Source organism: Enterobacter cloacae complex sp. SHL022 (assembly GCF_049237785.1).
Classification (GTDB): Bacteria; Pseudomonadota; Gammaproteobacteria; order Enterobacterales; family Enterobacteriaceae; genus Enterobacter; species Enterobacter hormaechei_C.
The window spans coordinates 289,270-308,805 of sequence record NZ_JBMKJH010000001.1 but is presented as its reverse complement, the minus strand read 5'-3'; the positions used below and the strand labels follow the sequence as shown (position 1 = coordinate 308,805).

At 57.0% G+C, this 19,536-nt stretch carries 20 protein-coding genes; 14 read left to right on the top strand and 6 right to left on the bottom strand.

The window, feature by feature from the left end; all coding sequences use genetic code 11:
• Window positions 1-11: 11 nt before the first annotated feature.
• The 7 genes from cheY to ACOTZD_RS01460 all read left to right on the top strand — a co-directional run bounded on the left by cheY (window position 12) and on the right by ACOTZD_RS01460 (window position 7,807).
• A complete protein-coding gene (gene cheY, locus ACOTZD_RS01490; protein WP_000763862.1) occupies window positions 12-401 on the top strand; it encodes a chemotaxis response regulator CheY in 390 nt (129 codons plus the stop codon).
• A gap of 10 nt (window positions 402-411) precedes the next feature.
• Window positions 412-1,056: a protein phosphatase CheZ gene (gene cheZ, locus ACOTZD_RS01485; protein ID WP_003859718.1), complete on the top strand. Its 645-nt coding sequence runs from the start codon at window positions 412-414 to the stop codon at window positions 1,054-1,056.
• A 150-nt stretch (window positions 1,057-1,206) separates the two neighbouring features.
• On the top strand, window positions 1,207-2,355 hold the full coding sequence (flhB, locus tag ACOTZD_RS01480; RefSeq protein ID WP_003859720.1) for a flagellar biosynthesis protein FlhB: 1,149 nt from the start codon (window positions 1,207-1,209) through the stop codon (window positions 2,353-2,355).
• Window positions 2,348-4,426, top strand: coding sequence for a flagellar biosynthesis protein FlhA (gene flhA / locus ACOTZD_RS01475; protein WP_003859723.1), 2,079 nt, complete (start codon window positions 2,348-2,350; stop codon window positions 4,424-4,426). The genes flhB and flhA overlap by 8 nt, the downstream gene beginning before the upstream one ends.
• A complete protein-coding gene (gene flhE, locus ACOTZD_RS01470; protein WP_003859725.1) occupies window positions 4,426-4,818 on the top strand; it encodes a flagellar protein FlhE in 393 nt (130 codons plus the stop codon). Before flhA ends, flhE begins: the two co-directional genes overlap by 1 nt.
• Before the next feature lie 261 nt (window positions 4,819-5,079).
• Complete coding sequence (locus tag ACOTZD_RS01465; RefSeq protein ID WP_003859727.1) at window positions 5,080-6,663, top strand: MFS transporter; 1,584 nt, start codon at window positions 5,080-5,082, stop codon at window positions 6,661-6,663.
• 4 nt (window positions 6,664-6,667) lie between these two features.
• Window positions 6,668-7,807, top strand: coding sequence for a glycoside hydrolase family 88/105 protein (locus tag ACOTZD_RS01460; RefSeq protein ID WP_048209383.1), 1,140 nt, complete (start codon window positions 6,668-6,670; stop codon window positions 7,805-7,807).
• Window positions 7,808-7,841: 34 nt separating this feature from the next.
• Here ACOTZD_RS01460 and argS read toward each other — a convergent pair whose 3' ends face one another.
• On the bottom strand, window positions 7,842-9,575 hold the full coding sequence (gene argS, locus ACOTZD_RS01455; RefSeq protein ID WP_032609527.1) for an arginine--tRNA ligase: 1,734 nt from the start codon (window positions 9,573-9,575) through the stop codon (window positions 7,842-7,844).
• 238 nt (window positions 9,576-9,813) lie between these two features.
• On the opposite strand from argS, the gene ACOTZD_RS01450 reads away from it, so the two are divergent.
• Window positions 9,814-10,374, top strand: a complete 561-nt coding sequence (locus tag ACOTZD_RS01450; protein ID WP_045896070.1) for a VOC family protein — start codon at window positions 9,814-9,816, stop codon at window positions 10,372-10,374.
• A gap of 78 nt (window positions 10,375-10,452) precedes the next feature.
• A complete protein-coding gene (cutC, locus tag ACOTZD_RS01445) occupies window positions 10,453-11,196 on the top strand; it encodes a copper homeostasis protein CutC (protein WP_047653733.1) in 744 nt (247 codons plus the stop codon).
• 260 nt (window positions 11,197-11,456) lie between these two features.
• Here the strand turns inward: cutC and cmoB are convergent, their stop codons facing one another.
• From cmoB to ACOTZD_RS01420, 5 genes are read right to left on the bottom strand one after another with little or no spacing between them, the layout of a single operon-like run.
• The gene (gene cmoB, locus ACOTZD_RS01440; protein ID WP_022651447.1) at window positions 11,457-12,428 is read right to left on the bottom strand and encodes a tRNA 5-methoxyuridine(34)/uridine 5-oxyacetic acid(34) synthase CmoB; all 972 of its coding nucleotides are present in this window, start codon (window positions 12,426-12,428) and stop codon (window positions 11,457-11,459) included.
• A complete protein-coding gene (cmoA, locus tag ACOTZD_RS01435) occupies window positions 12,425-13,168 on the bottom strand; it encodes a carboxy-S-adenosyl-L-methionine synthase CmoA (RefSeq protein ID WP_421636243.1) in 744 nt (247 codons plus the stop codon). Before cmoA ends, cmoB begins: the two co-directional genes overlap by 4 nt.
• Before the next feature lie 40 nt (window positions 13,169-13,208).
• The gene (locus ACOTZD_RS01430; RefSeq protein WP_003859737.1) at window positions 13,209-13,604 is read right to left on the bottom strand and encodes an MAPEG family protein; all 396 of its coding nucleotides are present in this window, start codon (window positions 13,602-13,604) and stop codon (window positions 13,209-13,211) included.
• Between the two features lie 51 nt (window positions 13,605-13,655).
• Window positions 13,656-14,474, bottom strand: a complete 819-nt coding sequence (locus ACOTZD_RS01425; protein WP_023314350.1) for a DUF72 domain-containing protein — start codon at window positions 14,472-14,474, stop codon at window positions 13,656-13,658.
• Window positions 14,471-15,037: a hydrolase gene (locus tag ACOTZD_RS01420; protein WP_017384353.1), complete on the bottom strand. Its 567-nt coding sequence runs from the start codon at window positions 15,035-15,037 to the stop codon at window positions 14,471-14,473. The genes ACOTZD_RS01425 and ACOTZD_RS01420 overlap by 4 nt, the downstream gene beginning before the upstream one ends.
• 262 nt (window positions 15,038-15,299) lie before the next feature.
• On the opposite strand from ACOTZD_RS01420, the gene aspS reads away from it, so the two are divergent.
• The 5 genes from aspS to ruvA all read left to right on the top strand — a co-directional run bounded on the left by aspS (window position 15,300) and on the right by ruvA (window position 19,536).
• Window positions 15,300-17,072 carry an aspartate--tRNA ligase gene (gene aspS / locus ACOTZD_RS01415; protein ID WP_003859743.1) on the top strand — a complete coding sequence of 591 codons (1,773 nt, stop codon included), beginning with the start codon at window positions 15,300-15,302 and terminating at the stop codon, window positions 17,070-17,072.
• 1 nt (window position 17,073) lies between these two features.
• Complete coding sequence (nudB, locus tag ACOTZD_RS01410; RefSeq protein WP_174401966.1) at window positions 17,074-17,517, top strand: dihydroneopterin triphosphate diphosphatase; 444 nt, start codon at window positions 17,074-17,076, stop codon at window positions 17,515-17,517.
• 27 nt (window positions 17,518-17,544) lie between these two features.
• Window positions 17,545-18,285, top strand: a complete 741-nt coding sequence (locus tag ACOTZD_RS01405; protein ID WP_003859747.1) for a YebC/PmpR family DNA-binding transcriptional regulator — start codon at window positions 17,545-17,547, stop codon at window positions 18,283-18,285.
• 34 nt (window positions 18,286-18,319) lie between these two features.
• Window positions 18,320-18,841, top strand: coding sequence for a crossover junction endodeoxyribonuclease RuvC (gene ruvC, locus ACOTZD_RS01400; RefSeq protein ID WP_003859749.1), 522 nt, complete (start codon window positions 18,320-18,322; stop codon window positions 18,839-18,841).
• Window positions 18,842-18,921: 80 nt separating this feature from the next.
• Window positions 18,922-19,536 (top strand): Holliday junction branch migration protein RuvA, encoded by a 615-nt coding sequence (gene ruvA, locus ACOTZD_RS01395; protein ID WP_003859751.1) that lies wholly within the window; start codon window positions 18,922-18,924, stop codon window positions 19,534-19,536.

Genomic DNA, 19,536 nt, shown 5'->3' with positions numbered 1-19,536 from the left:
AGTATTATTTTATGGCGGATAAAGAGCTTAAGTTTTTGGTTGTGGATGACTTTTCCACCATGCGTCGCATTGTGCGCAACCTGCTGAAAGAGCTGGGCTTCAACAATGTTGAAGAAGCAGAAGACGGGGTGGATGCGCTGAACAAGCTCCAGGCTGGCGGGTTTGGTTTTGTGATTTCCGACTGGAACATGCCGAACATGGACGGTCTCGAACTGCTGAAAACCATCCGCGCGGATGCAGGTATGGCCTCTCTGCCGGTACTGATGGTAACCGCAGAAGCGAAGAAAGAGAACATTATTGCCGCTGCACAGGCGGGCGCAAGCGGCTACGTGGTGAAGCCATTCACCGCGGCGACTCTGGAAGAGAAGCTCGGGAAGATCTTCGAGAAACTCGGCATGTGAGGTGATGGATATGTTGCAACCTGCTATGAAACCCGTTGAAGAACATTCGCCGAGCGACATTATTGCCCGCATTGGTAGCCTGACCCGCATGCTGCGCGACAGCCTGCGTGAGCTGGGGCTGGACCAGGCTATCGCCGAAGCGGCGGAAGCCATCCCTGACGCGCGCGACCGTCTGGACTACGTCGTGCAGATGACCGCGCAGGCGGCCGAGCGTGCGCTGAACAGCGTTGAAGCCTCGCAGCCGCACCAGGATGCCATGGAGAAGGGTGCGAAAGCGCTGAGCAAACGCTGGGATGAGTGGTTTGAGAACCCTATTGAGCTGGCGGATGCCCGCGAACTGGTAACGGATACCCGTCAGTACCTGGGTGACGTGCCGGGCCACACCAGCTTCACTAACGCCCAGCTGCTGGACATCATGATGGCGCAGGATTTCCAGGACCTTACCGGCCAGGTGATCAAGCGCATGATGGATGTGATTCAGGAGATTGAACGTCAGCTGCTGATGGTGCTGCTGGAGAACATTCCGGAACCGGCTGCCCGTCCGAAACGCGAGAACGAAAGCCTGCTCAATGGTCCACAGCTTGACACCAGCAAAGCGGGCGTGGTGGCAAGCCAGGATCAGGTGGACGATCTGCTGGATAGCCTTGGTTTCTGATTGCCCGTTCTGCCTCAGGTCGTTAACGCGGCCTGAGGCAGCTCAGAACAAAAACAGCGAAAAGAGCCCGAATAAACGGGCTTTTCCCGCCATTGGATTTTCTCTGCGCTGGCATGATACCCGTGAATTAATGGGCTGCGAGCAGGCACAGTGGCAGAAGAGAACGACGACAAAACAGAAGCCCCCACACCCCACCGACTTGAAAAAGCCCGTGAGGATGGGCAGATCCCCCGATCCCGAGAGCTGACATCCCTGCTGATCCTGGTGGTGGGCGTCTGCATAATCTGGTGGGGCGGGGAGATGCTCGCCCGCAGACTGGCGGGAATGCTCTCTGCTGGCTTACGTTTTGATCACAGCATGGTCAATGACCCCAATCTGATCCTCATTCAAATCATCAACCTTGTGAAAAGCGCGATGATCGCCTTGCTGCCGCTGATCGCGGGCGTGGTCATCGTGGCCCTTGTTTCGCCGGTCATGCTCGGTGGCCTGGTGTTCAGCGGTAAATCGCTGCAACCGAAATTCTCCAAGCTCAACCCGCTACCCGGTATTGCGAAAATGTTCTCCGCGCAAACCGGGGCTGAGCTTCTTAAAGCGATCCTGAAATCGCTTCTTATGGGCAGTACAGCCGGGTTTTTTCTGTGGCACCACTGGCCGGAGATGATGCGCCTGATCAGCGAGTCACCGATGACGGCGATGAAAAATGCCCTGAACCTGGTCGGGTTATGCTCGCTGCTGGTGGTACTCAGCATTATTCCGATGGTGGCGTTCGACGTTATCTTCCAGATCTATTCCCATATCAAAAAGCTGCGAATGTCGCGTCAGGACATCCGCGATGAATATAAACAGATGGAAGGCGACCCCCACGTTAAGGGCCGTATCCGGCAGATGCAGCGTGCCGCCGCGCGTCGGCGCATGATGGAAGATGTGCCGAAAGCCGACGTCATCGTCACCAACCCGACCCACTACTCCGTGGCGCTTCAGTACGACGAAAACAAAATGAGCGCGCCGAAAGTGGTGGCGAAAGGGGCCGGGCTGATTGCGCTGCGCATTCGTGAAATCGCGACGGAAAACCGCGTACCGATCCTGGAAGCACCGCCGCTGGCCCGTGCGCTGTATCGCCACGCGGAAATTGGACAACAGATCCCGGGCCAGCTCTACGCCGCTGTCGCAGAGGTGCTGGCCTGGGTGTGGCAACTGAAACGCTGGCGTTTAGCGGGCGGTCAACGACCTGTAAAACCTGAGAACCTTCCGGTGCCTGAAGCACTGGATTTTTTGAACGAGAAGGACACTGATGGCTAATCTGGTGGCAATGTTGCGCCTGCCCGGCAACCTGAAATCGACGCAATGGCAGATCCTTGCCGGACCGATTCTGATCCTGCTAATTCTGTCGATGATGGTGCTGCCGTTACCGGCATTTATTCTCGACCTGCTTTTCACCTTCAACATTGCGTTGTCCATCATGGTGTTGCTGGTGGCGATGTTCACCCAGCGCACGCTGGAGTTCGCCGCGTTTCCAACGATCCTGCTGTTCACCACGCTGCTGCGTCTGGCGCTGAACGTTGCCTCCACGCGTATCATCCTGATGGAAGGGCACACCGGCGCGGCGGCGGCGGGCAAGGTGGTCGAAGCCTTCGGTCACTTCCTGGTGGGCGGCAACTTCGCCATCGGTATCGTGGTGTTCGTCATTCTGGTGATTATCAACTTCATGGTTATCACTAAAGGGGCGGGGCGTATCGCAGAAGTGGGCGCGCGCTTCGTGCTCGACGGTATGCCGGGTAAGCAGATGGCCATCGACGCCGACCTGAATGCCGGGCTGATCGCGGAAGATGAAGCAAAAAAACGCCGTGCCGAAGTGACCCAGGAGGCAGATTTCTACGGCTCCATGGACGGTGCGAGTAAGTTTGTGCGCGGTGACGCCATCGCGGGCATTCTGATCATGGTGATTAACGTCGTCGGCGGCCTGCTCGTCGGCGTGCTGCAACACGGCATGGACATGGGCCACGCAGCGGAAAGCTATACGCTGCTGACCATTGGTGATGGTCTGGTGGCGCAGATCCCGGCGCTGGTGATCTCCACCGCGGCGGGTGTGATTGTGACCCGCGTCAGCACCGATCAGGATGTAGGCGAGCAGATGGTGGGGCAGTTGTTCAGCAACCCGCGCGTTATGCTGCTCTCCGCGGCGGTACTGGGCCTGCTCGGTATGGTGCCTGGCATGCCAAACCTGGTATTCCTGCTGTTTACTGCCGCGCTGCTGGGCCTTGCCTGGTGGATGCGTGGCCGTGAAACGCAGCCTAAGGCAGAGCCAGCGCCGGTCAAAATGCCTGAGAACACCCAGGCGGTGGAGGCCACCTGGAACGACGTTCAGCTCGAAGATTCGCTGGGGATGGAAGTGGGGTACCGCCTGATCCCGATGGTGGATTTCCAGCAGGATGGTGAACTGCTTGGCCGTATCCGCAGCATTCGTAAAAAATTCGCCCAGGATATGGGCTTCCTGCCGCCGGTGGTCCACATCCGGGACAACATGGATCTCCCGCCCGCGCGCTATCGCATCCTGATGAAAGGGGTAGAAATCGGCAGCGGTGATGCGTACCCCGGCCGCTGGCTGGCAATTAACCCGGGCACGGCCGCAGGCACGTTGCCGGGTGAGCAGACGACCGACCCGGCCTTTGGTCTGGCGGCAATCTGGATTGAGAGCGCTCTGAAAGAGCAGGCGCAGATCCAGGGTTACACGGTTGTTGAGGCCAGTACCGTGGTGGCGACGCACCTCAACCATCTGATTGGCCAGTTCTCTGCGGAACTGTTTGGTCGTCAGGAGGCGCAGCAGCTGCTCGACCGCGTAACGCAGGAGATGCCGAAACTGACCGAAGATTTAGTGCCGGGCGTGCTGACCTTAACCACCCTGCATAAAGTGCTGCAAAACCTGCTCGACGAGAAGGTGCCCATTCGCGATATGCGTACCATCCTTGAGACGCTGGCCGAACATGCGCCGCTGCAAAGCGATCCGCACGAACTGACGGCGGTGGTACGCGTGGCGCTCGGACGCGCCATTACCCAGCAATGGTTCCCGGGAACCGGCGAAGTGCAGGTCATTGGCCTGGATACGCCGCTGGAACGGCTGCTGCTTCAGGCGTTGCAGGGCGGTGGCGGGCTGGAGCCGGGTCTGGCGGACAGATTACTGGCGCAAACCCAGGAGGCGCTGGCGCGTCAGGAGATGCTGGGCGCGCCGCCGGTGCTGCTGGTGAATCATGCGCTGCGTCCGCTGCTGTCGCGCTTCCTGCGCCGGAGCCTGAACCAGCTGGTGGTGCTGTCGAATATGGAGCTGTCCGATAACCGCAATATTCGCATGACGGCGACCATAGGAGGGAAATAATGCGGAAGTGGCTGTGGATCTTACTTTTCCCGCTGGCGGCGCAGGCCGCAGGCGAGGGGGCATGGCAGGCCAGCAGTATAGGCTTAACGCTCAACCATCGCGGGGAGTCGATCTCCTCCCGTCCGTTGTCCGCCTCTGAGCCCGTGTCCGGGCAGATGACGCTGGTGGCCTGGAATTACACCCTGACGGGACCCACACCAGCCGGGTTGCGAGTGCGGCTGTGCTCGCTGACCCGCTGCGCGGAAATCGAGGGACAAAGTGGCACCACCCAGGCCTTCAACGGGGTGTCTGCTCAGGAGCCTTTACGCTTTATCTGGGAAGTGCCAGGCGGTGGACGTCTGATCCCGGCGCTGAAAGTTCAGCGCAACGAGGTGCTCGTCAACTACCGCTAACTGCCTGCCTTTTCACCAGTCTTCAGGCATTTCTGAAGGCTGGCTCGCAAAATTGACCTTCCCTTTTGATACAAAAGAAACGCTGTTTTATAAATCAGTGACACGCGTATTGACACTCTTTGCATTTTTGCCATTCACCCCTTTGTGATGGCAGAAACAGAAAGGTATCAACAGGTCGATACTTTTACTGTAGCCGTGTAAAAACTCCCGGACGAGGTTTGCTTACAGGGAGTCTCCCAAAACTGATTAGGGTTGACGGCAATGAAAACACGTAAAATTGGACTCGCAAATTATCTTGCTTACGGGTCAGGGGACTTCCTCGGGGCGGGAACCACCGCCCTGACGGCCGCCTGGCTTTTGTATTTTTATACCACCTTCTGTGGACTCACACCGATTGAAGCAACCTTTATCTTCGCCGCCGCAAGGGTGCTGGATGCGGTTGTCAGCCCGTTAATGGGCTTTTTAACCGATAACTTTGGCACCACCTGGCTGGGCAAGCGTTTTGGCCGTCGTAAGTTCTTCATCCTGCTCGGTATTCCCTGTGTTTTCAGCTACTCGCTGATGTGGGTAGGGGACATGAGTTTCTGGTACTACCTGCTGACCTATCTGATCTTTGATATCGTCTACACCATGATCCTGGTGCCATACGAAACGCTGGTGCCGGAGATGACGGACGATTTCAAACAGAAAACCAAATTCTCCGGGGCGCGTATCTCTATGGCGCAGATGTCCGCTATTCTGGCTTCCTTCCTCCCGGGGATCCTGCTCACGCATTTCGGCAAAGACAACGCGATCTCCTTCTTCTATGCAAGCCTGGTCTTCTCCGTACTCTGCGCACTGATGCTTACGTTCGTCTGGTTCTTTACCTGGGAGCGCCCGCGGGAAGAGTGGTCTGAAGCGGCCCTGCGTGCCGAAGAAGAGAAGAAAAAGCTGACCCTGGGCCAGAGCCTGAATCGCCTTTTTGTTGAATTAAGTTCGACGCTGCGTATCAAGATTTTCCGCCAGCATCTGGGGATGTACCTTGGCGGCTACATCGCACAGGACGTCTTTAATGCCGTGTTTACCTATTACGTGGTATTTGTGCTGATGCAGGAGGCGTCAATGGCGTCCAACCTGCTGGGCACGATGGCCATCTTCCAGTTCCTCGCCGTGATCGGCATGATCCCGCTGTGCATTCGCTTCGGACCTGCGCCGTCTTACCGCATGGTGGTCGTGCTGTTTGGTCTGGCTTCGCTCTCTTACGCGGTACTTTATTACGCGGGCCTGAGCGACGTTTACGCTCTGCTGCTGCTGATCTCTGCGGTTGCCGGTCTTGGTCGCGGGGGGATCAACTACGTACCGTGGAATACCTACACCTACATTGCTGACGTGGACGAAGTGATCACCGGTCAGCGTCGCGAAGGGATCTTCGCGGGCATCATGACGCTGACCCGTAAAGCGTCCCAGGCCGGTGCGGTAATGCTGGTGGGGATCGTGATGCAGATGTCTGGCTTTGTCAGCGGTCAAAAAGTGCAGCCTGCGGAAGTGAGCCACACCATTCTGATGATCCTGAGCGTCGGCACCATTCTGGTACTGTTCTGCGGCTTCCTGGTCTCCCTGCGCTTCAAACTCAATTTGCAGACCCACAGCACCCTGCGTGAAGAGACCGCGAAAATGCGCGAGTCCGGCCATGCGATGCCAGAGGCGGTGACCCCGCAGGCCCGCGCCACCGTGGAGATGCTGGCCGGTATGCCGTATGAATCCCTGTGGGGCAACAACAATATCGGTTATCTGAATCGCAATAAGCCGGCGGCCCCTTCGCTGAAGGATCGCGCGGTACTGAATTCGACATACAACAGAGGTTAAGATGATGAAAGTTTGGCCTGTCAAACATAGCCCATTACTGCGTCAGCCTGAGCGCTTTATCGCCAGGGATGAGCTGAAATCGCTGATTCAAAAGGTGACGCATAACCTGGTCAATATCCACGACAAAACGGGTGAGTTTTTGCTTCGGCTGGACGACGGGCGTGTGATCGACACCAAAGGCTGGGCCGGATGGGAATGGACCCACGGCGTCGGTTTATACGGTATCTGGCAGTATTACTGCCAGACCGGTGACGAAGGCATGCGCGAGATTATCGACAGCTGGTTTACTGACCGTTTCGCTGAAGGCGCAACCACCAAAAACGTGAATACCATGTCGCCGTTCCTGACGCTGGCGTATCGCTACGAAGAGACCAAAAACCCGGCCTGGCTGCCGTGGCTGGAAAGCTGGGCGGAATGGGCGATGAATGAGATGCCGCGCACCGAACATGGTGGCATGCAGCACATCACCCTGGCGGAAGAGAACCATCAGCAAATGTGGGATGACACGCTGATGATGACGGTGCTGCCGCTGGCGAAAATCGGCAAGCTGCTGAACAAGCCGGAGTACGTCGAGGAGGCGATCTATCAGTTCCTGCTCCACGTACAGAACCTGATGGATCGGGAGACGGGGCTGTGGTTCCACGGCTGGAATTACGACGGCAATCACAACTTTGCCCGGGCCCGCTGGGCGCGTGGCAACAGCTGGCTGACCATCGTGATCCCGGATTTCCTCGAGCTGGTGGATCTGCCGGAAAACAACGCCGTTCGTCGCTATCTGGTGCAGGTACTGAACGCGCAGATCGCCGCACTGGCAAAATGTCAGGACGAGAGTGGCTTGTGGCATACGCTGCTGGACGATCCTGAATCTTATCTGGAGGCGTCGGCCACGGCAGGGTTTGCCTACGGCATTCTGAAAGCCGTGCGCAAGCGTTATGTCGGCGCAGAGTACGCAGAGGTGGCGGAGAAAGCGATTCGCGGTATCGTGAAAAACATCTCGCCGGAAGGGGAGCTGCTGCAAACCTCGTTCGGGACCGGGATGGGCAGCGATCTGGCGTTTTACCGCCAGATACCGCTGACCTCGATGCCGTACGGGCAGGCGATGGCGATACTGTGCCTGACGGAGTATTTGCGGAAGTATTTCTGATAATAAAAAACCCGGCGCTTGCCGGGTTTATTTTTTACATACGCTCTACGGTTTCGATACCCAGAGTATCCAGACCGAGCTTCAGGGTCTTCGCCGTCAGCTGCGCGAGCTTCAGGCGGCTGTGGCGCACCGCTTCGCTCTCGGCAGAGAGGATAGGGCAGTGTTCGTAGAAGCCAGAGAACAGACCGGCCAGATCGTACAGGTAAGCACACATAACGTGCGGCGTACCGTCACGCGCGACCACGGAGAGCGTCTCTTCGAACTGAAGCAGGCGGGCAGCCAGCTGTGCTTCACGGTCTTCGGTAATAGACACCGTAGCATTCGCCAGCACGCTTTCGTCGATATTGGCTTTACGGAAGACGGAGAGTACGCGGGTGTAAGCGTACTGCATGTATGGCGCCGTGTTGCCTTCAAACGCCAGCATGTTGTCCCAGTCGAAGATATAGTCGGTGGTACGGTTCTTGGAGAGATCCGCGTATTTCACCGCGCCAATTCCCACCGCGTTAGCAAGTTTCTCCAGCTCGTCAGCAGGCATGTCCGGGTTCTTCTCGGCCACCAGGCGACGCGCGCGTTCCAGCGCTTCATCCAGCAGATCGGAAAGCTTCACGGTGCCGCCCGCACGGGTTTTGAACGGCTTACCGTCTTTACCCAGCATCATGCCGAACATGTGATGTTCCAGCGGCACGGAATCCGGCACATAACCCGCTTTACGCACGATAGTCCACGCCTGCATCAGATGCTGATGCTGACGGGAGTCGATGTAATACAGCACGCGGTCCGCATGCAGGGTTTCGTAACGGTATTTCGCACAGGCGATGTCGGTGGTGGTGTAAAGATAGCCGCCATCCTTTTTCTGGACGATCACGCCCATCGGTTCGCCTTCCTTGTTTTTATACTCATCAAGGAACACCACCGTTGCGCCTTCGCTTTCCACCGCCAGATTTTTAGCTTTCAGGTCCGCCACAATGCCTGGCAGCATCGGGTTATACAGGCTTTCACCCATCACGTCGTCACGGGTCAGGGTCACGTTCAGACGATTATAGGTAAGCTGGTTCTGGGACATGGTAATGTCCACCAGCTTGCGCCACATCTCGAGGAAGTACGGGTCGCCACCTTGAAGTTTCACCACGTAGCTGCGCGCGCGCTCGGCGAAGGCTTCGTCTTCGTCATAGTGCTTTTTGGCTTCACGGTAGAAACCTTCCAGGTCTGCCAGCGCCATTTCGCCTGCGTTTTCCTGCTGCTGTTTTTCCAGATACGCGATCAGCATGCCGAACTGCGTGCCCCAGTCGCCTACGTGGTTAGCGCGGATCACCTTGTGACCAAGGAACTCCAGGGTACGCACTGCCGCGTCACCGATGATGGTGGAGCGCAGGTGACCGACGTGCATCTCTTTCGCCACGTTTGGCGCGGAGTAGTCAACCACCACGGTCTGCGCTTCTGGCTGAGCCACGCCCAGACGGTCAGATTTCAGCGCCGCGTCAACGTGGCTTGCCAGGAATGCAGGCTCAAGGAAAATGTTGATAAAGCCTGGACCGGCGATTTCGGTTTTGCTGGCGATGCCGGTGAGATCCAGATGCGTCAGTACCTGCTCAGCGAGCTGTCGCGGCGGCATGCCCAGTTTTTTAGCCACTGCCATCACGCCATTAGCCTGATAGTCGCCAAACTGTACTTTCGCTGACTGACGAACCTGTGGTTCGCAATCCGCAGGCGCACCTGCGGCAATCAGTGCCTGACTGACTTTTTCTGAGAGAAGAGCCTGAATATTCACCTGGATACCTTACGTTTTTGATGCGGGTAAAAAACACCCACGCCAGTTTAAGAATTTAGGGCGGGAGTATACTGCAAATGCCTTCGGGCGTCAGCCCTGCGGGGGGCGAAGATCGCTCAGAATCCAGGCGAAGACGGTATGCATAATCATGCAGTCGAAAAAACCGTGATTCTGCGGTTGGTCGACAGGGGGCAACAGAGTAAATTAGCGGCTTTGCGACACGAAACGAGACTGACCTATGGCGAACTGGCACACCATTGACGAACTGCATGATATTTCCGCAGATTTACCGCGCTTCACCCAGGCGTTCACAGAACTTGCCACCCGTCTCGGGCTGGATATCGCGCCGCTTGAGGCCGATCACATCTCTTTGCGCTGCCACCAGAATGCCACCGCCGAACGCTGGCGGCGTGGCTTTGAACAGTGCGGAGAACTGCTGTCGGAGAATATCATTAACGGTCGCCCGATCTGCCTGTTCAAACTTCATGCGCCGGTAACGGTGGCGCACTGGCAATTCACCGTTGTGGAACTGCCCTGGCCAGGAGAGAAGCGTTATCCGCACGAAGGCTGGGAGCATATCGAAATTGTTCTGCCTGGGGAGCCCGAGACGCTGAACGCCCGTGCGCTGACGCTGCTTTCCGACGAGGGGTTAAGCCAGCCGGGTATTTTCGTCAAAACCAGCTCGCCAAAAGGGGAGCGCGAACGCTTACCGAACCCTACGCTTGCCGTAACGGACGGCAACGTGACGGTGAAATTCCATCCCTGGACTATCGAGCAGATCATCGCCAGCGAAGCGTAAGCATTGTGAGCGTCGATCCAGACACCAATCGGGCAACGTGCCACGATGGTACGTTGAGTGAAATTTAAGGAGGATGACATGGCGCTGCTGGAAATTTGTTGTTACAGCGTGGAGTGTGCCGTCACTGCGCAACGGCACGGGGCCGATCGCATCGAGCTTTGCGCGGCACCGAAAGAAGGAGGATTAACCCCGTCCTCTGGCGTGCTGAAATCAGCCCGTCAGGCCATCACTATTCCGGTGCACCCGATTATTCGCCCGCGCGGCGGTGATTTTTGTTATACGGCGGGTGAGTTCAGTGCCATGCTTGAGGATATCGCCCTCGTCCGTGATTTAGGTTTTCCGGGGCTGGTGATCGGTGTACTGGACGAAGACGGCAACATCGATCTTCCGCGTATGCGTCAGGTCATGCGCGCCGCCCGGGGGATGGCGGTCACTTTTCATCGTGCGTTCGATATGTGTCAGGATCCGATACAAGCCTTTGATACGCTGGCAGAACTGGGCGTGGCGCGCGTTCTGACGTCGGGCCAGCAGTCCTCGGCTGAAAAAGGACTGAAATTAATTACGGAACTAAAAGCACATTCCGGTGTTCCAATAATCATGGCGGGCGCAGGAGTACGCGCCAGCAATCTGGAACTGTTTTTAAACGCAGAGGTGGAAGAGCTGCACAGCTCAGCGGGTAAATGGATACCTTCACCCATGCGTTATCGCAATACAGGGTTGTCAATGTCGACGGATGCTGAAGCGGATGAGTACTCGCGCTACGGTGTGGATGGAGAGTCGGTTGCGGTAATGAAATCGTTGATTGAACGTCATCACGTGTAGCAACGTACCGATTTTTACCGCGCATCATGTCGCCCAATATGATGCTTGCTTGTACCAGGCCCCTGCAAATTACACAGGGGCCTTTTTTTCTCCTTCATATTTCAAGCCGCAGCCGCGTTGGCCGCCTCGCTCACCCCGGTCACTTACTGATGTAAGCTCCCGGGGATTCGCTGCGTTGCCGCCTTGCTGCAACTTGAACTATTTTGGAGAAAACGTGCGACGCGTAGGCCGGGTAAGGCGCAGCCGCCACCCGGCACAAACTACGGCTTCGTCGCAATCAATACCGCACGCATCGGGGCCGGATAGCCTTCGATGGTTTTACTGTGATCGTCCGGGTCGAGGAATTGCTCCAGCGATTCGGTGATCATCCAGTCGGTGCGACGCTGTTCTTCAATCGACGTCACGCACACATCGGCGATGCGTACATCGACAAACCCACATTTCTCCAGCCAGTTCTTCAGCGCCAGCGCGGAAGGGATGAAGTAAACGTTGCGCATCTGCGCATAGCGATCGCCCGGCACCAGAACGGCATGTTCATCGCCTTCGATAACCAACGTTTCGAGCACCAGTTCGCCGCCGCTGACCAGCTGATCTTTCAATTGCCAGAGATGCTCCAGCGGGGAACGACGGTGGTACAGCACGCCCATCGAGAAAACGGTATCAAAGGCTTTCAGGGCCGGGAGTTGCTCGATACCCAGCGGCAACAGGTGCGCACGCTGGTCGTTACCCAACAGCTTACGCACCGCTTCAAACTGGCACAGGAACAGCTGCATCGGATCGATACCGATGACCAGATGCGCGCCTGCGCCGATCATGCGCCACATGTGATAGCCGCTACCGCAGCCCACGTCCAGAATGGTGCGCCCGGTCAGGTCGGATAAATGCGGCAGAACGCGATCCCACTTCCAGTCGGAGCGCCACTCGGTGTTGATGTTTACGCCGTAAAGTGAAAACGGCCCTTTGCGCCACGGCATCAGGTTGCGCATCAGCGTTTCGATGCGGTTGATCTGCCCGGCCGGGAGCGGCTCTTCGCTCTCCGCCGTCACGCTGTGCAGTAAATCCAGACGATGAGGCGTCAGTTCAGGCAGAAACTCCACGGCGTTGGACCACTGCTTCAACAGACCATGCTGCTGATCGCGCTGCCAGGTGGCAATTTGCGCAGGCAGGGTTTCCAGCCAGTGGGAAAGATGGTTTTTGGCAATCAGCTGATAGAAATTACCGAACTCGATCATGCTGCGTCTCCGGCTTTCAGCGCCACCAGAGAACCAAAGTTAAAGCACTGGAACCACAGTTCGCTGTGTTCAAATCCGGCTTTGCGCAGGCGCGCTTTGTGGGTTTCTACGGAATCCGTCAGCATGACGTTTTCAAGCATGCTGCGCTTCTGGCTGATCTCCAGCTCGCTGTAGCCATTTGCACGCTTGAAATCATGGTGCATGTTGAACAGCAGTTCGCCCACGCTGGCATCTTCAAAGCTGAATTTCTCAGATAACACCAGCGCGCCGCCCGGGTTCAGGCCTTGATAAATTTTATCCAGCAACCGCTGACGATCGTCCGGCACCAGGAACTGAAGGGTAAAGTTCAGGACCACCATCGAGGCGTTCTGGATGTCGATATCGCGGATATCGCCTTCTACCACCTCCACAGGCGTAGGGGCTTTATACGCGTCAATGTGGCGACGGCAGCGTTCGACCATGGCCGGTGAGTTATCGACAGCCACAATCTTGCAGCCTTCGTGATGAACGTTACGACGAATGGACAGCGTTGCCGCTCCCAGCGAACAGCCCAGGTCATAGACCTGCGTGCCGGGTTGAACAAAACGCTCCGCCAGCATGCCGATCATGGAGATAATATTGGAATAACCGGGAACAGAGCGCTGGATCATATCCGGGAAGACTTCGGCTACCCGTTCATCAAAGGTCCAGTCGCCCAGGCTGGAGATAGGCGCGGAAAAAAGCGTGTCGCGATCTGACATAACGTAAAAATCCGGGAAAAATAAAGGGGCATATTGTGCGCTAATGGAAGGAGAAAACCAACTCCCACGGCATATACCAAAGGTTAGCCAGCACCATCAGCAAAAGCGAGCACCAGGTCGCGCTCATGCCGGAACGACGCCAGCGGATCAGGCGATGGTGAAAACCATAATAATGCATCAAACGCCCTGCTATCAGCAGCAGCCCGCAGACGTGCACCATCCAGGTTTCAGCGCCATCCATCTCCATTAACAGCAGTAAAATTAACGCGACGGGAATGTACTCGACCGCGTTGCCGTGGATCCGGATTGCGCTTTGCAGCTCAGAAAAGCCCCCGTCACCGTACGAGACGCGGTACTGCATTCTCAGGCGCACAACATCAAATGAAAACTTAATCAGCAGTAATGCACCTAACACCGCATACAGCGCGCTGACCATACTAACTCCCTGTTTTTGGCAGATGGCACGTCTCTATGATAGGGGGTGATTTCAGAAAAGAGAAGATTGTTGTGGGATGGACGGCGCGGGGCCAACCGACGGAACCGCCTGCTGCAAGGCCTGCCAGAGAGCATCGACCAGTTCAGGCGCCTGTGCGATATCCGGCGTATGTAAAAAAAGGTACGGCGTGGTGGTGTGCTCCCATTTCGCCAGCGTTTGCAGCCAGACGGCGAACATCTCCTCATTTTGCTGCATGTTATCGCTGCCGATAAACCGGACCATCGGGTTCTGCGCCGTTACGATCGCATGGACGGGCACTTTCGGTTTTTTGCGCTGGGCATCAACAACGGCTTCGCTGTGCGGGATTGCGCTGTGCACGGGGCGGCTGTCGAGGATCACGCGGTTGACCGATCGTTCATGCAGGCCGCGATTGAGCGCTTTCTCCGCGTCGCCTTTGGCAAAGAATTCCGGATGCCTCACTTCTACGCCGTAGGTGAAATCAAGTGGCAGGGCCTCGAGAAACTGCCAGAGGGCGGGCAGGTCGCGTGGGCCAAACGTGGCGGGAAGCTGGAGCCAGTACTGGCCAATACGGTTGGCCAGAGGCGACATCCGGGTGAAAAACTCGTGGGTTAAATCATCGCAGTTGCGCAGCGCGGCGTTGTGGGAGATGGTCGCCGGGAATTTAAAGCAAAAGCGGAAGTCGTCGGTGGTTTGCTCGCGCCAGCGTTCGACGATCTCCGCGCGGGGCAGAGCGTACAGCGTGGTATTGCCCTCCACGCAGTTAAAGTGTCGGGCATACTCTTCAAGGTTGGTAATACCCAGGCGCACCCATTTCGGGTGCGACCACTGGGGCAGGCCCACGTACATCATAGCGCGCTGAGGATCTCATCCGTGCTGCGCACGCGACCGATACGCGGGAAGATATGGGTCATGCTGCCCTGGTGCTGATCCGCAGAGGCTGCGCTGCACGCATCTTCCGCGATCACCAGGTTAAAGCCCAGCTCCCAGGCGTTACGGGCGGTGGATTCCACACCAATGTTGGTGGAGATCCCGCACAGAATAATCGTGTCGATCCCGCGACGGCGCAGCTGGAGCTCCAGGTCGGTGCCGTAGAATGCGCCCCACTGGCGTTTGGTGACTTCTATATCGCTGTCGCGTTTACCGAGCGAGACAGGATATGTCCACCAGTTGTCCGGCAGCGCCTGCGCCGGGGCCTGAGCATCAACCGGCTGTTTTAACGCTTCGGCGAAATCAGCGGACCAGCCGACGCGCACCATAACAACAGGCGAGCCGCTGGCGCGGCATTTTTCTGCCAGGCGCGCAGCGCGGCTGACCACATCGTCAGCGGTGTGCGGACCACCGGCAAAAGGCAGAATGCCTTCCTGTAAATCAATGACCACAAGGGCGGTTTTGGTGGCATCAAGTGTAAACATCGTCGCTCCCGTCAAATGATTGCTTTTCTACACCTTACGACGTGATGGCCTGTTATCGGTCGGATAATTTTGTTAATTTTTGTGAGAATAGGCAATAAGAGTTCAGCAAACGCGCGTCAGGCCGTGCTTCGCTCTTATCGTGCGGCAGAATTTCCAGTATAATAGCCGCCTTTTTTCATCCAGTTGTGACATACAGAAAGCTGCGACATCGTAGCCTGCGAGACAGGCGACAATCAGCCTGCGGCTAATTAAGGGATATCTCATGCGTACAGAATATTGCGGGCAGCTGCGTCAGTCCCACGTCGGGCAGCAGGTCACCCTGTGTGGTTGGGTCAATCGTCGTCGCGATCTTGGTAGCCTTATCTTTATTGATATGCGTGACCGCGAAGGTATCGTTCAGGTGTTCTTCGATCCGGATCGCGCTGATGCGTTGAAGCTGGCTTCTGAGCTGCGCAATGAGTTCTGCATTCAGGTGACGGGCACCGTGCGTGCGCGTGACGAGAAAAACGTCAACGCCGACATGGCGACCGGCGCTATCGAAGTGCTGGCGTCCGATCTGACGATCATCAACCGCGCGGAAGCGTTGCCGCTGGACTCCAACCACGTCAACACCGAAGAAGCGCGTCTGAAATACCGCTACCTGGATCTGCGTCGTCCGGAAATGGCTCAGCGCCTGAAAACCCGTGCGAAAATCACCAGCCTGGTGCGCCGTTTTATGGATGACCACGGTTTCCTTGATATCGAAACCCCGATGCTGACCAAAGCCACGCCGGAAGGCGCGCGCGATTACCTGGTGCCATCCCGCGTCCATAAAGGCAAATTCTATGCGCTGCCGCAGTCTCCACAGCTGTTCAAACAGCTGCTGATGATGTCTGGCTTCGATCGCTACTATCAGATCGTGAAATGCTTCCGCGACGAAGACCTGCGCGCTGACCGTCAGCCAGAATTTACCCAGATCGATGTGGAAACCTCCTTCATGACCGCTGAGCAGGTGCGTGAAGTGATGGAAGCCCTGGTGCGTAGCCTGTGGAACGACGTGAAAGGCGTCGAACTGGGCGATTTCCCAATCATGACCTTCGCGGAAGCCGAGCGTCGCTACGGCTCCGACAAACCAGACCTGCGTAACCCGATGGAGCTGGTGGACGTGGCAGACCTGGTGAAAGCCGTTGAGTTCGCGGTCTTTGCTGGCCCGGCTAACGATCCGAAAGGCCGCGTGGCGGCACTGCGCGTGCCGGGCGGAGCGGCTCTGAGCCGTAAGCAGATCGACGACTACGGCAACTTCATCAAGATCTACGGCGCGAAAGGTCTGGCCTATATTAAAGTGACCGAGCGTGCGAAAGGTCTGGAAGGTATCACCAGCCCGGTTGCGAAATTCCTGAACGCGGACATCGTGGAAGCGATCCTGGAGCGCACCGGCGCGCAGGACGGCGACATGATCTTCTTCGGCGCAGACAACAAGAAAGTGGTTGCGGATGCGATGGGCGCGCTGCGTCTGAAGCTCGGCAAAGACCTGAACCTGACCGACGAAAGCAAATGGGCGCCGCTGTGGGTTATCGACTTCCCAATGTTTGAAGACGACGGTGAAGGTGGCCTGACCGCGATGCACCACCCGTTCACCTCGCCAAAAGACATGACGCCGGCAGAGCTGAAGGCAGCACCGGAAGACGCAGTGGCAAACGCCTACGATATGGTCATCAACGGCTACGAAGTGGGCGGTGGTTCCGTGCGTATTCACAGCGGTGAAATGCAGCAGACCGTGTTCGGCATCCTGGGCATCAACGAACAGGAGCAGCGCGAGAAGTTCGGCTTCCTGCTGGACGCGCTGAAATACGGTACGCCTCCGCACGCGGGTCTGGCTTTCGGTCTTGACCGTCTGACCATGCTGCTGACCGGCACCGATAACATCCGTGATGTGATCGCCTTCCCGAAAACCACTGCCGCCGCGTGTCTGATGACCGAAGCGCCAAGCTTTGCCAACCCGGCCGCACTGGCTGAGCTGGGCATTGAGGTGGTGAAGAAGGAAGAGAAAAACTGATATGGCATATAAGCGTCCCGTTTCGGTTCTGGTGGTCATTTATGCAGAAGACACGAAGCGGGTGCTGATGTTGCAGCGGCGCGACGATCCGGATTTCTGGCAGTCGGTTACCGGCAGCCTGGAAGAGGGGGAGACCGCACCGCAGGCCGCCGCGCGTGAAGTAAAGGAAGAGGTCGCCATTGATGTTGCTTACGAGCAACTGACCCTGAAGGACTGTCAGCGCACGGTGGAGTTTGAAATTTTTAGCCATTTACGTCATCGCTATGCACCGGGAATTGAGCGCAATACGGAATCATGGTTCTGCCTTGCGCTTCCCCATGAGCGGGAGATCGTGTTCACGGAACACCTGACCTACCGCTGGGTGGATGCGGCGGATGCCGCCGCAATGACCAAGTCGTGGAGCAACCGGCAGGCGATTGAAGAATTTGTAATTAACGCTGCCTGAGAAGGCGCGATTTTTGGAGAACTTTTTATGGCAGGTCATAGTAAGTGGGCCAACACCAAACACCGCAAAGCGGCACAGGATGCCAAACGCGGTAAAATCTTTACCAAAATCATTCGTGAGCTGGTGACAGCGGCGCGTCTGGGCGGCGGCGATCCGGCCTCTAACCCACGTCTGCGCGCAGCGGTGGATAAAGCCCTGTCCAACAACATGACGCGTGACACCCTGAACCGTGCAATCGCACGTGGCGTGGGCGGTGATGAAGACGCGAACATGGAAACCATCATTTATGAAGGTTACGGTCCTGGCGGTACGGCGGTGATGGTTGAGTGTCTGTCCGACAACCGTAACCGTACCGTTGCGGAAGTGCGCCACGCGTTCACCAAAACCGGCGGCAACCTGGGCACTGACGGTTCTGTAGCGTACCTGTTCAGCAAAAAAGGCGTCATCTCCTTCGAGAAAGGCGACGAAGATGCGATCATGGAAGCGGCGCTGGAAGCCGGTGCGGAAGACGTGGTGACCTACGACGACGGCGCTATTGATGTTTACACCGCATGGGAAGAGATGGGTGCCGTGCGCGATGCGCTGGAAGCGGCTGGCCTGAAGGCGGATAACGCTGAAGTCTCCATGATCCCGTCTACCAAAGCGGACATGGATGCGGAAACCGCACCGAAACTGCTGCGTCTGATCGACATGCTCGAAGACTGCGACGACGTACAGGAAGTGTACCACAACGGTGAAATCTCTGATGAGGTTGCAGCGACTCTCTGATGAGAGCGTGTAGATCCGTTACAGGAGACGCGTGATGTCGATTATTCTCGGGATTGACCCAGGCTCACGCGTCACCGGGTATGGCGTTATCCGTCAGGTGGGACGCCAGTTAACCTACCTCGGCAGTGGGTGTATTCGCACCAAAGTGGACGATCTGCCGTCGCGCCTGAAGCTCATCTATGCGGGCGTGTCGGAGATCATCACCCAGTTTCAGCCGGACTATTTCGCCATCGAGCAGGTCTTTATGGCGAAAAATGCTGACTCGGCGTTAAAGCTCGGTCAGGCGCGCGGCGTGGCGATTGTTGCCGCCGTGAACCAGGATCTGCCGGTGTTCGAGTATGCGGCCCGTCAGGTTAAGCAGACGGTGGTGGGCATTGGTAGCGCGGAGAAAAGCCAGGTGCAGCACATGGTGCGTACCCTGCTGAAGCTCCCTGCGAACCCGCAGGCCGACGCCGCGGATGCGCTGGCCATTGCGATTACCCACTGTCACGTCAGCCAGAATGCGATGCAAATGAGCGAGTCGCGGCTCAATCTGGCGCGAGGCAGGTTACGATAATGACAAATCAGGCTGGATGTTTATCCAGCCTTTTTTTATTATGTCGGCAGATAATTTCTTCCAGAACGCAGGAGCGTCACGTGATAGGCAGACTCAGAGGCATCATCATTGAAAAACAACCCCCGTTAGTGCTGCTGGAAGTGGGTGGCGTGGGCTATGAAGTCCATATGCCGATGACCTGCTTCTACGAGCTTCCGGAGGCGGGCAAAGAGGCGGTTGTCTTTACCCAGTTTGTGGTGCGTGAAGACGCTCAGCTGCTGTACGGATTCAATAACAAACAGGAACGCACCCTGTTCCGCGAATTGATCAAAACCAACGGCGTCGGGCCGAAGCTGGCGCTTGCGATTCTGTCCGGTATGTCAGCGCCACAGTTTGTGAACGCCGTTGAGCGTGAAGATCCGGCTGCGTTAATTAAACTTCCGGGCATCGGGAAGAAAACTGCCGAGCGTTTAATTGTCGAGATGAAGGACCGCTTTAAAGGTCTGCATGGCGATCTGTTCACGCCGGCAGCCGATCTGGTGCTGACTTCCCCGGGCGCGCCTGCATCGGATGATGATGCCGAGCAGGAAGCGGTTGCCGCGCTGGTGGCGCTGGGCTATAAACCTCAGGAGGCCAGCCGGATGGTGAGCAAAATTGCTAAACCGGATGCCAGCAGTGAAACCCTGATTCGTGAAGCGCTGCGCGCTGCATTGTGA